This is a genomic window from Nocardioides sp. GCM10028917, from assembly GCF_042666175.1.
GTDB lineage: Bacteria > Actinomycetota > Actinomycetes > Propionibacteriales > Nocardioidaceae > Nocardioides.
In genome coordinates, this window is record NZ_JBHTFL010000008.1 from 79,632 (window position 1) to 94,582 (window position 14,951).

Below are 14,951 nucleotides of genomic sequence, written 5' to 3' on the forward strand. Positions count from 1 at the left end.
GGGTGGCCGGGTGCCTGACGAACAGCCGACGCTGACTGACGGGACCGTGACGCTGCGGGCATGGCGCGACGACGACGTCGCGGAGGCCGTGGCCGGTCACGACGACGAGATGGCCCTCTGGCTCGGCTGGGACCCGGCCGACGTCACCGAGCAGACCCACTCCGCGGCGATCGCGCGCTGGCGTCAGCGCTTCCGGGCGGGTGATCAGGCGTCCTTCGTCGTCGAACACGACGGACGTCTGGTGGGGAGCGTCGACCTGACCCGTGAAGGCAGCGCCGGGGCGAGCCTGCGGTGGGCCCTGTACGCCGGCCACCGAGGGCACGGCCACGCCGCCCGGGCCGTACGCATCCTGGTGGACTGGGCCTTCTCGGATCCCGACCAGGGTGGGTGGGGCCTGCAACGGGTCGAGGCGCGTATCGATCCACGCAACGACCGCAGCCGCCGGGTCGCGACCCGGGCAGGCATGCGCCTCGAGGGCGTGCAGCGCATCGCGCCCGGCATGGGCGACCGAGCAGACGCCACGTCCTACGCCGTCTTCGCGCGCCTCGCGACGGATCCTCCCCTGTCCGACCCCGAGAGCTTCCGGTCCCTCCTCAACTCCTTCCTCCCCCGCAAGCGGGCGATCTCGCAGATGCTCGTGCGCGACCCGGAGGGACGCGTGCTGCTGTGCCAGCTGACCTACAAGCGCGACTGGGACCTCCCCGGCGGCGTGGTCGAGGTCGGCGAGTCACCGCGGCTGGCGGTGAAGCGCGAGGTCGAGGAGGAGCTCGGCCTCGAGATCGAGCCGGGCGACCTGGTGCTCACCGACTGGCTGCCCGCGTGGGGCGGCTGGGACGACGCGGTGTGCCTGGTCTTCGACGGGGGCACCCACGGACCCGAGGTGCTCGCGGACGTGGTCATGCAGGAGCGCGAGATCCGCGACGTGCGGTTCTGCACGCTGGAGGAGGTCGACGACCTGGCCGCAGACTTCACCTCCCGGAGGGTGCGGGCCGCTGTCGGGGGCGATCAGCCGTATACGGAGTCCGGTCGCTGAGGCAGGATGCCTTTCATGACCTGGGTGTACGACTTCGCAGAGGGAAGCAAGGACAAGAAGGACCTCCTGGGCGGCAAGGGCGCCAACCTCGCCGAGATGACCAACCTCGGCCTGCCGGTCCCGCCGGGCTTCACGATCTCCACCGAGACGTGCCGTGCCTACCTCGCCGAGGGCGGCGAGCCCGAGGGGCTGGCCGAGGAGGTCACCGAGCACCTCGCGGCGCTCGAGGAGGCGATGGGCAAGAAGCTCGGCGACTCCGACGACCCGCTCCTGGTGTCCGTGCGCTCCGGCGCGAAGTTCTCGATGCCGGGGATGATGGAGACGGTCCTCAACGTGGGGCTCAACGACACCTCGGTCGGCGGTCTGGCGGCCCGCAGCGAGTCCGAGCGCTTCGCGCTGGACTCCTACCGCCGGCTGCTCCAGATGTTCGGCGGCACGGTGCTGCACGTCGACTCCGAGCTGTTCTCGGACGCGCTCGACGACGTGAAGAAGGCCAAGGGCACGGACAACGACCTGGACCTCGACGCCGACGACCTGCGCGCTCTGGTCGAGACCTTCAAGGGCATCATCAAGGCCGACACCGGCCGCGACTTCCCGCAGGACCCGCGCGAGCAGATGGACCTCGCGATCCGGGCCGTCTTCGACTCGTGGAACACCGACCGCGCGCGGCTCTACCGCCGCCAGGAGCGGATCCCCGAGGACCTCGGCACCGCGGTCAACGTGCAGGCCATGGTCTTCGGCAACTTCGGCATGGACTCCGGCTCCGGCGTCGCCTTCACCCGCGACCCGGCGAGCGGCGCGCAGGGCGAGTACGGCGACTACCTCCAGAACGCCCAGGGCGAGGACGTCGTGGCCGGCATCCGCAACACCGTGTCCCTGGCCGACATGGCCGAGATCGACCGGACGTCCCACGACGACCTGATGCAGATCATGACGCGGCTCGAGCGCCACTACCGCGACATGTGCGACATCGAGTTCACCGTCGAGCGCGGCAAGCTGTGGATGCTGCAGACGCGCGTCGGCAAGCGCACGCCGGAGGCGGCGTTCCGCATCGCCGTGCACATGGTCGACGAGGGCATGATCCAGCTGGACGAGGCCGTGCTGCGCGTAACCGGCGACCAGCTGGCCCAGCTGATGTTCCCGCGCTTCGACGAGTCCGCCGACCGCACGCTCCTCGCGAAGGGCATGAACGCCTCCCCCGGCGCCGCCGTCGGCAAGGCCGTCTTCGACTCCGACACCGCCGTGGAGTGGGCCGGTCGTGGCGAGGACGTGATCCTCGTCCGCAAGGAGACCAACCCCGACGACCTCCGCGGCATGGTGGCGGCCCGCGGCATCCTCACCAGCCGCGGCGGCAAGACCTCGCACGCGGCGGTCGTGGCCCGCGGCATGGGCCGTACGTGCGTGTGCGGCGCCGAGTCGCTCGACGTCGACACCAAGGCCAGGGAGTTCCGCGTCCGCGACGGCGAGACGATCCGCGAGGGCGACGTCATCTCCATCGACGGCACGACCGGCGAGGTCTTCGCCGGCGCCGTGCCGGTCGCCGACTCGGTGGTCGTGCGCCACTTCGAGGGCGAGAAGATCGACGACGACCTCGCCCAGGCGGTGGCGCGGATCATGGCCCACGCCGACGGCGCGCGCCGGCTGCGGGTCCGCACCAACGCCGACACCCCGGACGACGCCGCCCGGGCCCGCCGCTTCGGCGCCCAGGGCATCGGGCTGTGCCGCACCGAGCACATGTTCCTCGGCGAGCGTCGCGAGCTGGTGGAGAAGCTCATCGTCGCCGAGGACGAGGCCGGGGTGGAGGCCGCGCTCGACGAGCTCCTCCCGCTGCAGCGGCAGGACTTCACCGAGATCCTCGAGGCGATGGACGGCCTGCCCGTGACGATCCGGCTGCTCGACCCACCGCTGCACGAGTTCCTGCCCGACCTCACCGAGCTCAGCGTCGAGGTCGCACTCGCCGAGGAGCGCGGCGAGGTCGACGAGCACGCCGCGCGGCTGCTCACGCACGTCCGCCGGCTCCACGAGCAGAACCCGATGCTGGGCCTCCGCGGCGTGCGCCTCGGCATCCAGATCCCCGGCCTGTTCCGCATGCAGGCGCGCTCCATCGCCGAGGCGGCCGCCGACCGGATGGACGCCCACGGCACGCCACGGCCGGAGATCATGGTGCCGCTGGTGGCGAGCGTGCGCGAGCTCGAGATCGTCCGGGGCGAGATCGACCAGCAGATCGCCGAGGTCGAGGAGGAGCGCGGGGTCAAGCTCGACATCGCCATCGGCACGATGATCGAGCTGCCACGCGCCGCCTTCCTGGCCAACCGCATCGCCAAGTCCGCCGACTTCTTCTCCTTCGGCACCAACGACCTGACCCAGATGGCGTGGGGCTTCTCCCGCGACGACGTGGAGGCGTCGTTCTTCTCGCGCTACTTCGAGCACGGGATCTTCGACGTCTCGCCGTTCGAGTCGCTCGACCAGCTCGGCGTCGGCGGCATGGTCGAGATGGGGACCAAGAAGGGTCGCAAGACCAAGCCCGACCTCAAGGTCGGCGTGTGCGGCGAGCACGGCGGCGACCCGCTGTCCGTCCACTTCTTCGACGAGGTGGGCCTCAACTACGTCTCGTGCTCGCCCTTCCGCGTGCCGGTCGCCCGGCTCGAGGCCGGACGCTCGGTGCTCGGGAAGCGGGACTCAGAAGAGCGCTGAGGCCAGGTTGCGACGACCCGCCAGGACGCGGGGATCGTCGTTGCCGACCGCCGCGAAGAGGCCGAGGAGGTGGTCGCGCGCCTTCTCCCGGTCCTTGTCGGAGGTGCGGGCGACCAGGTTGACCAGGCGGGTGAAGGCGTCCTCGACGTGCCCCCCGACCATGTCGAGGTCGGCGACCAGGGTCTGCGCGTCGACGTCGTCGGGCTGGTCCGCCGCCGCGGCCCGGGCGGCGTTGAGGTCGACGCCCTGCGTGCGCTGCATGACCTTCGCGATCGCGAGACCGCCGGCGGCCTCCGCGTCGGCCGGGTTGGCGTCCAGCAGCTTCTGGTACTCCGCGACCGCGGCGTCGATGTCCCCGGCCGCGAGCGCGTCCTCGGCCGGCGCGTAGCGCGGGTCGACGACCTCCTCCTCCCCCTCGGCCGCCGGTGCGCCGCCGGACCGGGGCTGGTGCCGGCCCGTGATGCCCTGAGCGGTGAGCTGCTGACCCAGTTGGCTGAAGAGCGTGGAGATCTCCTCGGGCGACAGCGCCCCGGGGATCGGCTGGCTGACCGGGCGTCCGTCGAGGACCACCATCGTCAGCGGGACCTGCGGGATCTGCATGGCCTGGGCGATCTCGGGGTGGGCGTCGACGTCCACCAGCGCGGCCAGCAGCCGGCCCTCCAGCCGCTCGGCCTCGGCGGCCACGTCGGCGGCGTACTGGTCGCTGCCCGGCGCCTGGGCCGCGGAGTGGAACACGATGACGACGGGCGCCGTCATCGACTCCTGCAGGACCTGCTGGAAGTTGTCCTGGGTGATCGCGACGGAGTACGCCCCTCCGGGGGACCCGGCGCCGGCGCTCGGGGCCGCCTGCTGCGGCGCCGGCGGCCGGCCGAGCCCGGAGAGGTCGATGGCACCTGGGCGGCTGAACGGCTGCTGCGTCATGACCCAATCCTAGGGACGCGGGCCTCGAACGGACGCGGGGGTCGGCAACCTTCTCGTCCCGCCGGAGCCACGGGCGCCCACGTCGCTCGCGGCTAGGCTCGCTCCATGGGATCCCGGGGAGCTGCGCTGATGTCGCGGCACCGGCGCAACGTCGGCCTCCTCGTCCGGTTCGGCGTCGTGGGCGCCTCGGGCGTGCTGGTCAACCTGCTCACCCTGGTGGTGCTGCGCCGCTTCGGCCCGCACTTCGACGACGCCGTCCTGGCGCTCGGCTCGTCCGGGTTCAACCTGCGCTGGTACCACGTCTACTCGACGATCGCCTTCCTGGTCGCCAACCTGTCGAACTTCCAGCTCAACCGCACGTGGACGTTCAAGAGCAACCTGGCCGCGCCCTGGTGGCGCGAGTACTGGCCCTTCCTCGCCGTGGGCCTGATGTGCCAGGTCCTCGGTCTTGCGCTGCTGACGCTGCTCATGCACCCCGACTCCGCCATCAGCCTGCCGCGCGACGTCTTCGACGACTCCTCCGGGCTCCGCAACCGGCTCTATTGGTCGCAGCTCATCGTGATCACGGTGGTGACCCCCCTGTCGTTCGTGCTCAACAAGCTGTGGACGTTCGCCGCCGTCCGCAGCGCCCGTCTGGGCGTGCTCGAGGAGCGCCAGCACGACGACGTACGGGTCGAGTGAGCACCCTCCGCACCTGTCGGCCGACAGCTACTGCGTGGTAGAACATGCCGGGGTCTCGAGGGGAGGGCACGTCGCATGACGACAGCGGGGTCGTACGACTTCAACGGTTACCAGGTACTGGTGGTCGGCGGCACGAGGGGCGAGGGACACCGCATCGCCACGGCGTTCGCGGCCTCCGGTGCGTCGGTGACGGTCACGGGCACGATGATGCTGCGCTCGCTCTACGACAGCGACCTCTCGGCCTTCGACTACGAGTCGGTCAACCTTGCGCGGCAGGACTCGATCGATCACCTCGTCGGCACGATCGGCCACATCGACGTGCTCGTGCTGGCTGCGTCCTGCAACCTGCCCTACGGCCTGCCGCCCGACGAGCAGGCCTTCATCACCGAGGCAGCCCGCTCCGGACTGCTCGGCCCGACGTTCCTGACGACCCGGCTCCGCCTCAAGCTCGGCCAGAGCCCGGCCCTCGGGGGCGGCTGCGTCGTCAACACCGGCGCCGTGACCAGCTGGCTGCAGCTCGCCAGCACCCCGGAGGCGGCCCAGCGCGAGCTGGCCGAGTCGACCGAGCGCGCAGGTCGCAACTGGGCCGGCCTGGGCGTGCGGGTCAACTCCGTGCTCCGGGACGCACGCGCGGTGCTCCCGCGCCAGTTCACGCCGGGCGCCGAGCCGGCCGGGGGCAGTCGGGTCGCCGGCGGCACCTTGGTCCGCAGCCAGCCCCGGGTCGGTGACGCCGTCACCGACGCCGCGCTGTTCCTCGCGAGCAGCGCCGCCGCCCGCATCACCGGGCAGACCCTCCGCATCAGCTGACGGCGGACCTGCTCGGGCCCACGCGCTGGGGAAGATCGCCGAATCGCCTCGCGACGCCGTGTGCGCGGTTACATTTCACCCACACGGAAGCCACGCGGGACCCACAGGACCCGTCGCCGTCCCAGGTCGGCCGCTCCCTCGTTCACTCGGAAGGACGCCCCCTTGACCGCAGAACTGGTCACCCCGCACCCACTTGCGCGGGGCGGCTCGTGGATCGGACGTGCCTCCCGGCGGGGCCGGGAGCCGCTCCTGGAGCAGTCGCCGGGGCCGGGGTCGCCCGTCGGAGGACTGTGGGCCTCCCTCGTCGAGGTGCTCGCGGCCATCGACGGCCCGTCGTGTGCGCTGCTCGCGACGGCGGACGGCGACGCGCTCGCGGTCCACGGCCTGGCCCGGGCGGACGTCGCCAGGGTGGCGCGCCAGAGCAGGGCGGCCTTCGCGGCCCGCACCCCGGGCGGACCGGACCCGGAGCGCGCGGTCGACACGGTCGAGCTCACCTTGGGGCTGCTCCACACCGTGATCGCCTCGGTTCCCTCGCCCGAGGGCGAGCGCCACCTGCTCACCGTGACCGCCCAGGGCGTGAGCGTGCAGGTGCTCGAGGCGTGGACCCGCCGGCTCGCCGACGACATCCACCAGGCGCTGTCGGCGACGGCCTAGCCGAACGACCGTCCGTCGGCGAGCAGCTCGTCGGCCGCGGCGTAGGGGTCCACCTCACCCGTCGCCACACGCTCGGCGAGCTCGTCGAGGTCGAGCCCGGCGTCGGCACGTCCCCACCTCTCGCGCAGCGCAGCGAGGGCGATCGCCTCCACCTCGCGCCGCGCCCGGACCGTACGACGGTGGGCGAGCTCGCCCGACTCCTGCAGCCAGGCCGCGTGCCGGTCGACCTCGGCGAGCAGCTCGCCGATGCCCTGCCCCGTGCTGGCGACCGTCTGGAGCACCGGCGGCCGCCAGGCGCCGTCGCGACGATCGGCCATGGTGAGCATGGTGCGGAGCTCACGCCGCGCGCGGTCGGCGGCCTCGCGGTCGGCCTTGTTGACGGCGTACACGTCCCCGATCTCCAGGATCCCCGCCTTCGCGGCCTGGATGCCGTCGCCCATGCCCGGCGCCAGCAGCACGAGCGTGGTGTCGGCGAGGCCCGCCACCTCGACCTCGCTCTGGCCGACCCCCACGGTCTCCACGACCACCACGTCACATCCGGCGGCGTCGAGGACGCGGACCGCTTGCGGGGTCGACCACGCCAGGCCGCCGAGGTGGCCGCGCGCACCCATCGACCGGATGTAGACGTCGCGGTCGAGGGCATGGTCGCCCATGCGCACGCGGTCGCCGAGGAGCGCCCCACCCGAGAAGGGCGAGGAGGGGTCGATGGCCAGCACGCCGACGCGCTTGCCGGCGCGCCTCATCGCGGCGACGAGGGCGTTGGTGGAGGTCGATTTTCCGACTCCCGGGGCGCCGGTGATGCCCAGGACGTGTGCCCGGCCGGCGTCGGGGCCGAGGGCCGACATCACCTCCCGCAGGAGCGGCGAGGCGTCCTCGACGAGGGTGATGAGCCGCGCCACCGCGGCCGGGTCACCCTCGCGAGCGCGCGCGACGAGGTCGGGGACCGCGTGGGCTCCCCGCCTCGTCACGCCGGACGTCACGCGCTCGTCACGCAGAGGGCACGCGGACGATCAGGGCGTCGCCCTGGCCGCCGCCGCCGCAGAGCGCGGCGGCACCGACGCCGCCACCGCGGCGCTGGAGCTCCAGGGCGAGCGTGAGCACGACGCGCGTGCCGGACATCCCGACGGGGTGGCCGAGCGCGATCGCCCCGCCGTTGACGTTGACCTTGGCGTCCTCGATGCCGAGCTCGCGGGCTGAGGCGATGCCGACGGCGGCGAACGCCTCGTTGAACTCGACCAGGTCGAGGTCCGAGGGCGAGATGCCCTCCTTCTCGCAGGCCTTCGCGGTCGCGGCAGCAGGCTGGAGCTGGAGCGTGGAGTCGGGTCCGGCCACCTGGCCGTGCGCACCGATCTCGGCGAGCCAGGTCAGGCCGAGCTCCTCGGCCTTGGCCTTGCTCATCACGACCACCGCCGCGGCGCCGTCGGAGATCTGCGAGGCCGAGCCGGCGGTGACGGTGCCTTCCTTGCTGAAGGCGGGACGGAGCTTGCCGAGGGACTCCACCGTGGTGTCACCACGGACGCCCTCGTCCTCCGTGACCACGACCGGGTCGCCCTTGCGCTGCGGGATCTCCACGGGCACCACCTCGTCGGCGAAGACGCCGTTCTTCCAGGCGACCGCGGCCTTCTGGTGCGAGTACGCCGCGAAGGTGTCCTGCTCCTCGCGCGTCAGGTTGGCGCCGGCCGCGTTGCACTCCTCGGTGAGCAGGCCCATCGCCTGGGAGGTGAACTGGTCGAAGAGGGCGTCGTAGGCCATCGAGTCGACCAGGTTCACGTCGCCGAACTTCACGCCCTCGCGCGACTTCGGCAGGAAGTGCGGGGCCTGGGTCATCGACTCCATGCCGCCGGCGACGACGATCTCGCACTCGCCGGCCCGCACCAGCTGGTCGGCGAGCGCGATGGCGTTGAGCCCGGACAGGCACACCTTATTGATCGTGATCGAGGGCACAGACATGGGTACGCCGCCCTTCACCGCGGCCGTGCGGGCAGGGTTCTGGCCGGCGCCGGCCTGGATGACCTGGCCCATGATCACGTAGTCGACCTGGTCGCCGCTGACGCCGGCCTTCTCCAGGGCGCCCTTGATCGCGACGCCGCCGAGGTCGGCGGCCGACTGGTCCTTGAGCCCGCCGAGCAGGCGGCCGATCGGGGTGCGAGCCCCGGCAACGATGACGGATCCAGACATGACGGGTGCCTCCAGCAGTCGGTCGAAGTTCGGGGGTCGTGCTCCTTCGGACACTACCCACCGCGGCACCCCCGCGGGGAGGGTGCCCCCGCAGCCCGGAGTGAGGCGCTCGTCACAGCATCGACCGGCCGCTTCCCCCCTCGCGCTGGGCTTCGTCGGCGACATCGACGCCGCGGCCGTCATCGGCCACTACGACTCCGACGCGAGCCTCGCCCCGTAGCCGGTCCCGACGAGCCGGGTCCGGCCCGGGATGGGACCGGAGTGGCGACCGTCACACCCCCTCGCCCCCGGGCCCGGCGTCGTACAGCATGAGCCCATGACTCCCGAGCTGAGCGACGTCCGGCACCTCTTCACCGCCATCGACCACGTCGGCATCGCCGTGCCTGACCTCGACGAGGCGATGGCCTTCTACCGCGAGGCCTACGGCATGGAGGTCCTCCACGAGGAGGTCAACGAGGAGCAGGGCGTCCGCGAGGCGATGGTGGGGGTGGGCGACTCCGGCTCGTGCATCCAGCTGCTGGCGCCCCTCTCCCCTGAGTCGACCATCGCCAAGTTCCTCGAGCGCAACGGCCAGGGGATCCAGCAGCTCGCCTTCCGTGTCGATGACGTGGAGCACGTCGCCGACGTGCTGCGCGGGCGCGGCCTGCGCCTGCTGTACGACGCGCCGCGGCGCGGGACCTCGGACAGCCGCGTCAACTTCATCCACCCCAAGGACGCCGGCGGCGTGCTGGTCGAGCTGGTCGAGCCGGCCGCCCGCCCGCACTGACGCCTGCGCCTCAGCGACGTACGTCACACCTCCGACCGCTCGAGGTTACTCGCCGGTATCTTGACCGCCATTCGTGCCCCCGATGCCTCACCCGATGCCTCACCAGGAGACACCCGTGCAGAACATCCTCGACGCCATCCAGTCCGGCAGCGCCACCTCGGAGGACTTCGCGAGCCTCGAGCTCCCGGAGTCCTACCGCGCCGCCTTCGTGAAGAAGGAGGAGGTGGACATGTTCGAGGGCCTCACCGCCAAGGAGAAGGACCCGCGCAAGTCCCTCCACGTGGAGGAGGTGCCGCTGCCGGAGCTCGGTCCCGGTGAGGCGTTCGTGGCGGTGATGGCGAGCGCCATCAACTACAACACCGTGTGGACCTCGATCTTCGAGCCGGTCTCGACCTTCGGCTTCCTCGAGCGCTACGGCCGCAACAGCGAGCTGACCAAGCGCCACGACCTGCCGTACCACGTGGTCGGCTCAGACCTGGCCGGCGTCGTGCTCAAGACCGGGCCCGGCGTCACGAAGTGGAAGCCCGGCGACCGCGTCGTCGCGCACTGCCTCTCGGTCGAGCTCGAGGGCCCCGACGGCCACAACGACACGATGCTCGACACCGAGCAGCGGATCTGGGGCTTCGAGACCAACTTCGGCGGCCTCGCGGACGTCGCGATGGTCAAGGCCAACCAGCTCATGCCCAAGCCCGAGCACCTGACCTGGGAGGAGGCCGCCTCCCCCGGCCTCGTCAACTGCACCGCCTACCGCCAGCTCGTCAGCAAGAACGGCGGCGACATGAAGCAGGGCGACAACGTCCTCATCTGGGGCGCCTCCGGAGGGCTCGGCGGCTTCGCCACGCAGTACGCCCTCAACGGTGGCGCGACGCCCGTGTGCGTGGTCTCCAACGAGGAGAAGGCGAGGATCGCCCGCAGCATGGGAGCGGAGCTGATCATCAACCGCTCCGAGGAGGGCTACAAGTTCTGGAACGACGAGGGCACCGAGCAGGACCCGCGCGAGTGGAAGCGCTTCGGCGCCCGCATCCGCGAGCTCACCGGTGGCGAGGACATCGACATCGTCTTCGAGCACCCCGGCCGCGAGACCTTCGGCGCCTCCGTGTTCGTCACCCGCAAGGGCGGCACCATCACGACGTGCGCCTCGACCACGGGCTACATGCACGAGTACGACAACCGCTACCTGTGGATGAACCTCAAGCGCATCATCTCCAGCCACTTCGCCAACTACCGCGAGTCGTGGGAGGCCAACCGCCTCATCGCCAAGGGCAAGATCCACCCGACGCTGTCGCGGACCTACACCCTCGACGAGGTCGGCCAGGCCTCCCTCGACGTCCACCAGAACGCCCACCAGGGCAAGGTCGGCGTGCTCTGCCTCGCCCCTGAGGAGGGGCTGGGCGTGCTCGACGAGGAGATGCGGGCCGAGCACGAGACCGCGATCAACAGGTTCCGCGGCGTCTGATCCCGCCTGAGGTCTCGGACCTGAGACGTTCCACACCCCGGTTCGCGCGACTCGCACGAAGTCGCCCGCGAGCCGGGGTGTGTCTTTCCGACGGCATCGGAGAGACTGGCACCGACGCAGTCCGTACGACGTGAGAGAGGGTGCCTCACCATGGCTTCCGACCAGGGCCTGTCCATCTTCGACGAGCCGGAGTCCGCCGACGACAAGGCCGCTCCCGGCGGCTCGACCGCGCGTGGGACCGCCGGCGAGGAGACCCAGGTGCTGCCGGTCACCCCGAAGGACGAACCTCCGGCCGCGGCGCGGGAGACCTCTGCGAAGAAGGCCCCCGTCGCGAGCGCGACGCCCGAGCCGACCCCTGCGCCGCCTGCCCAGGCACCTGCCGCCCCGTCCACCCGACCCACGCCCCAGCCCCCCGCTCCCGCCGCCGAGGCGACCCGGCGCTCGCCGGTGGTCCCCCCGGCCGCGCCGCTCCCCGCGGTGCCCGCCCAGGCGGCCGCTCCCCTCCCCGTGGTGCGCCGCGGCGGCTACGACAAGGCTGCGGTCGACCAGCGCGTCCACCAGCTCCAGAGCGAGAAGTCCGGCCTGGCGACCAGCCTCGCCAGCAGCGAGGAGCGCGTCATCGAGCTCGAGTCCGAGCTCGAGCGGCTGCGCCAGGAGGTCTCGGAGAACACCAACCCGACCTACGCCGGGCTCGGCGGTCGCGCCACCTCCATGCTCAAGATGGCGGAGGACGAGGCGGCCGACGTGCGCACCGCAGCCCGCCGCGAGGCCGACGAGATCCGCGCCCAGGCCGAGCGCGACGCCTACAGCATCCGCGCCGACGCCGCCCGCGAGGCCGACGACATGCGCATGGTGCAGCTCAAGGAGCTCGACGAGATGCGCTCGCGGCTGACGGCCGACGCCGCGACCGAGCGCAGCCTCGCCCAGGCCGAGGCCGAGGACCTGCTCGCCTCCGCGCGCCGCGAGTCCGACCAGGTCCGGCTCGCCGCGCAGCAGGAGACCAACGAGATGCGCGTGACCGCCACCCGTGAGGCCGAGCAGGCGCGCGCCGCGGCGGACCGTGAGGTCCAGGAGGCCCGGCGCACGCTCGCCGTCGAGAAGGAGCGGCTCGCCCGCGAGGCGGCCGAGCACCACAGCAACGCCACCTCCGAGACCCAGCGCCTGGTGGCCGAGGCCGAGGCACGGGCCAACGCTGCCGAGCAGCGTGCGCGCGAGGCCACCGCCCAGGCCAACGCCCACCGCCAGCAGGCGCAGTCGGAGTCGGAGGGCCTGCTCACGCGGGCCCGGCGCGAGGCCGAGCAGATCGTCGCGTCGGCCCGCACCCAGGCCGACTCGATCGGAGCGACCCGGGTCGCCGAGGCCGAGCGCGAGCTGGCCAACATCCAGGCCGAGGTCGACCGCGCCGCGAAGCGCCGTGACGCCATCACCGCCCAGCTGGGTGCCCTGCGCGACGTGGTCGCGGGCTTCGGCGAGGACGAGTCCTGAGCAGCTGGTGGAGCAGGCTCCGCGGCGGTTCGACGTCCACGGCGCGGCCCGAGCAACCGACGGAGCCTCTCGGCGAGCGCCCGGAGGACCGCCCCAAGGAGAGCCCGGCCACGCCCGAGGAGTCCGCCCGGGTCGCCCGGGAGCCCGCGCAGGAGCCGGGCGAGAAGACGGTCGGCGGCGGCGAGGTCGACAACGCCACCGCCATGGTGGTCGATGACGGGGTCGGTGAGATCCCGCCTCCCGCCCCGCCCCGGCCCCACTCCCTGATGGCCCACACGCCGTTCCACATCGGGTTCTTCGGCGCGCTGGGCGCGCTCGTCGCCGTGTTCCTGTCCGAGCAGGTGCTGCGCCTCTCGGGCATCCTGGTGCTGCTGGTGCTGGCGATGTTCCTGGCCATCGGCCTCAACCCGGCCGTCGAGGCGATCATGCGGCGCGGCCTCAGGCGCGGATGGTCACTGCTGATCGTGCTCGTCGCGGTGATCGGCGTGCTGACGCTGTTCGTCGTGGCCCTGGCACCGGTGATCAGCGAGCAGATCGCGGCCATCACCCGCAACGCGCCGGAGTGGCTCGACAACCTGCAGTCCAACAAGCGGGTCCAGGAGCTCGACGACAAGTACGACGTCATCAGCAAGGCCCGGGACTACGTCACCGACTCCGACTTCTCCGCCAGCCTCTTCGGCGGGGCCCTGGGTGTGGGGCTGCAGGTGCTCTCCGCCCTGGCGAACACGTTCATCGTGCTGGTGCTGACGCTCTACTTCCTCGCCTCCCTGCCCGGCATCAAGGCGGCGGCCTACGGCATGGCGCCCGCCTCGCGCCGGCCGCGGGTCCGCGCACTGGGCGATCGGATCATCCGCTCCACCGGCGCCTACGTGGCCGGCGCCTTCGTCGTGGCGGTGTGCGCGGGCATCTCCACGCTGATCTTCTCGTTCGTGGTGGGTCTGGGCGACTACGCCTTCGCGCTGGCCTTCGTCGTCGGGCTCCTGTCGCTGATCCCGGTCGTGGGCGCCTTCGTCTCCGCGGCCATCATGACCCTGCTGGCCCTCACCGTCTCGCCCACGGTGGCGATCATCGCGCTGGTCTACTACGTCGCCTACCAGCAGCTGGAGTCCTACCTCATCTACCCGCGCATCATGAAGCGCTCGGTCGACATCCCGGGCGCCCTGACCGTCATCGCCGCGCTCGTCGGCGGCTCGCTGCTCGGCGTCATCGGCGCGCTGCTGGCGGTGCCCGTGGCGGCGGCGCTGCTGATGCTGCACCGCGAGGTGTTCCTCAGGCGGCAGGACGCCCGCTGAGGTCACGCACCTGCTGGGCCTCCGGCAGCGGATCGACCGTGAGCGGCGCGCGCGACTCACCCAGCTTGACCACGACGACGCCGGCCAGCACCAGCAGGCCGCCCGCCAGCTGGACGGGGCGGGGCAGCTCGCCGAGCAGCAGCCACGCCCAGATGACGGCGGCGAGGACCTCGCCGAGCGCGACGAAGGACGCCAACCGGCTGCCGAGCCGACGTCCGGCCGCGATCCCCGTGACGTAGGAGAAGGCCGCGGTCACCAGGCCGAGCGCGACCACCGGGATCCACCACGCGACGGCCCGCCCGTCGTAGACGGCGTCGGCGGTCGAGGCGTGGAACGGCAGCACGCCGCTGACGCCCGCGAGGAGCAGCACCGCACCGCCGACCAGGAGGCCGCCGGCGGCGAGCGTGATGCCCGGGAGGCCGTTGTCCTCGTCGGCGGAGATGACGAAGTAGGTCGCGGCACCGACCATGGCGCCGAGGGCCCACAGCACGCCGACGACGCTGAGCTCCGCACCCGAGACGACGTCGAGCACGAGCACCAGGCCACCGGCGGCGATGGCGGCGCCCAGCAGCGTGGTGCCCGAGGGACGGTGCCCGTGGCGCAGCCACAGCCACACGACCACGGCGACCGGGGCGGTGTACTCCAGCAGCAGTGCGACGCTGACCTGCATGTAGGTGACGGCGTAGAAGTAGCAGAGCTGGGCGCCGGCGACGGCTGCGATGCCGTAGACCGTGATGAGCCCGGCGTTGCTGCGCAGCAGGTACCAGCGCCCGCGCACCGCGAGGACCCCCGGGACGACCAGCACGGCCGCCGCGATCGCGATGCGCAGCGCCACCGTGGCTCCGGCGCTCCAGCCGGTGTCGAGCAGGCCGCGGGCCAGCACGCCGGAGAGTCCGAAGGACGCGGCCGACGCGACCGCCAAGGTCAGGCCGGTCGTGGTCCGCGACCGGGCGCTGTCATGAGTCAAAGCCGTCACGGTGATGA

13 protein-coding genes are annotated in these 14,951 nt (G+C 72.1%); 9 read left to right on the top strand and 4 right to left on the bottom strand.

Going from position 1 to position 14,951, the window contains the following annotated elements:
* The first annotated feature begins 10 nt into the window (after window positions 1-10).
* The gene (locus ACFQW6_RS16810; protein ID WP_378547875.1) at window positions 11-1,033 is read left to right on the top strand and encodes a GNAT family N-acetyltransferase; all 1,023 of its coding nucleotides are present in this window, start codon (window positions 11-13) and stop codon (window positions 1,031-1,033) included.
* A gap of 15 nt (window positions 1,034-1,048) precedes the next feature.
* Window positions 1,049-3,727, top strand: a complete 2,679-nt coding sequence (gene ppdK, locus ACFQW6_RS16815; RefSeq protein ID WP_378547878.1) for a pyruvate, phosphate dikinase — start codon at window positions 1,049-1,051, stop codon at window positions 3,725-3,727.
* On the opposite strand, the gene ACFQW6_RS16820 is transcribed toward ppdK, so the two are convergent.
* Window positions 3,713-4,648, bottom strand: a complete 936-nt coding sequence (locus tag ACFQW6_RS16820; RefSeq protein WP_378547881.1) for a tetratricopeptide repeat protein — start codon at window positions 4,646-4,648, stop codon at window positions 3,713-3,715. The two genes, ppdK and ACFQW6_RS16820, sit on opposite strands and share 15 nt — an antisense overlap.
* A gap of 105 nt (window positions 4,649-4,753) precedes the next feature.
* Between ACFQW6_RS16820 and ACFQW6_RS16825 the strand changes: the two genes are divergently transcribed.
* From ACFQW6_RS16825 to ACFQW6_RS16835, 3 genes are all read left to right on the top strand, one after another.
* Window positions 4,754-5,329, top strand: coding sequence for a GtrA family protein (locus ACFQW6_RS16825; RefSeq protein ID WP_378547884.1), 576 nt, complete (start codon window positions 4,754-4,756; stop codon window positions 5,327-5,329).
* 75 nt (window positions 5,330-5,404) lie between these two features.
* On the top strand, window positions 5,405-6,136 hold the full coding sequence (locus ACFQW6_RS16830; RefSeq protein WP_378547887.1) for an SDR family oxidoreductase: 732 nt from the start codon (window positions 5,405-5,407) through the stop codon (window positions 6,134-6,136).
* Between the two features lie 162 nt (window positions 6,137-6,298).
* Window positions 6,299-6,790: a hypothetical protein gene (locus ACFQW6_RS16835; RefSeq protein ID WP_378547889.1), complete on the top strand. Its 492-nt coding sequence runs from the start codon at window positions 6,299-6,301 to the stop codon at window positions 6,788-6,790.
* Here the strand turns inward: ACFQW6_RS16835 and meaB are convergent.
* Both meaB and ACFQW6_RS16845 read right to left on the bottom strand, forming a co-directional pair.
* On the bottom strand, window positions 6,787-7,758 hold the full coding sequence (gene meaB / locus ACFQW6_RS16840) for a methylmalonyl Co-A mutase-associated GTPase MeaB (protein ID WP_378547892.1): 972 nt from the start codon (window positions 7,756-7,758) through the stop codon (window positions 6,787-6,789). The two genes, ACFQW6_RS16835 and meaB, sit on opposite strands and share 4 nt — an antisense overlap.
* Before the next feature lie 19 nt (window positions 7,759-7,777).
* Window positions 7,778-8,968: an acetyl-CoA C-acetyltransferase gene (locus ACFQW6_RS16845; RefSeq protein WP_378547895.1), complete on the bottom strand. Its 1,191-nt coding sequence runs from the start codon at window positions 8,966-8,968 to the stop codon at window positions 7,778-7,780.
* Between the two features lie 316 nt (window positions 8,969-9,284).
* Here ACFQW6_RS16845 and mce point away from each other — a divergent pair, with 316 nt between their 5' ends.
* From mce to ACFQW6_RS16865, 4 genes are all read left to right on the top strand, one after another.
* Entirely contained in the window at window positions 9,285-9,734 is a 450-nt protein-coding gene (mce, locus tag ACFQW6_RS16850; RefSeq protein WP_300051475.1) for a methylmalonyl-CoA epimerase, read from the top strand.
* Between the two features lie 115 nt (window positions 9,735-9,849).
* Complete coding sequence (gene ccrA, locus ACFQW6_RS16855; RefSeq protein ID WP_378547898.1) at window positions 9,850-11,190, top strand: crotonyl-CoA carboxylase/reductase; 1,341 nt, start codon at window positions 9,850-9,852, stop codon at window positions 11,188-11,190.
* Between the two features lie 150 nt (window positions 11,191-11,340).
* Window positions 11,341-12,675 (top strand): hypothetical protein, encoded by a 1,335-nt coding sequence (locus ACFQW6_RS16860; RefSeq protein WP_378547901.1) that lies wholly within the window; start codon window positions 11,341-11,343, stop codon window positions 12,673-12,675.
* Between the two features lie 203 nt (window positions 12,676-12,878).
* A complete protein-coding gene (locus tag ACFQW6_RS16865; protein ID WP_378547904.1) occupies window positions 12,879-13,967 on the top strand; it encodes an AI-2E family transporter in 1,089 nt (362 codons plus the stop codon).
* Here ACFQW6_RS16865 and ACFQW6_RS16870 read toward each other — a convergent pair.
* Window positions 13,945-14,943, bottom strand: a complete 999-nt coding sequence (locus ACFQW6_RS16870; RefSeq protein WP_378547907.1) for a DMT family transporter — start codon at window positions 14,941-14,943, stop codon at window positions 13,945-13,947. The two genes, ACFQW6_RS16865 and ACFQW6_RS16870, sit on opposite strands and share 23 nt — an antisense overlap.
* Window positions 14,944-14,951: the final 8 nt, after the last annotated feature.

Coding starts and splice junctions, on each gene's coding strand:
- ppdK (WP_378547878.1), top strand. CDS start 1,049: ATGACCTGGGTGTACGACTTCGCAGAGGGAAGCAAGGACAAGAAGGAC.
- ACFQW6_RS16820 (WP_378547881.1), bottom strand. CDS start 4,648: ATGACGCAGCAGCCGTTCAGCCGCCCAGGTGCCATCGACCTCTCCGGG.
- ACFQW6_RS16825 (WP_378547884.1), top strand. CDS start 4,754: ATGGGATCCCGGGGAGCTGCGCTGATGTCGCGGCACCGGCGCAACGTC.
- ACFQW6_RS16830 (WP_378547887.1), top strand. CDS start 5,405: ATGACGACAGCGGGGTCGTACGACTTCAACGGTTACCAGGTACTGGTG.
- ACFQW6_RS16845 (WP_378547895.1), bottom strand. CDS start 8,968: ATGTCTGGATCCGTCATCGTTGCCGGGGCTCGCACCCCGATCGGCCGC.
- mce (WP_300051475.1), top strand. CDS start 9,285: ATGACTCCCGAGCTGAGCGACGTCCGGCACCTCTTCACCGCCATCGAC.
- ACFQW6_RS16860 (WP_378547901.1), top strand. CDS start 11,341: ATGGCTTCCGACCAGGGCCTGTCCATCTTCGACGAGCCGGAGTCCGCC.
- ACFQW6_RS16865 (WP_378547904.1), top strand. CDS start 12,879: ATGGTGGTCGATGACGGGGTCGGTGAGATCCCGCCTCCCGCCCCGCCC.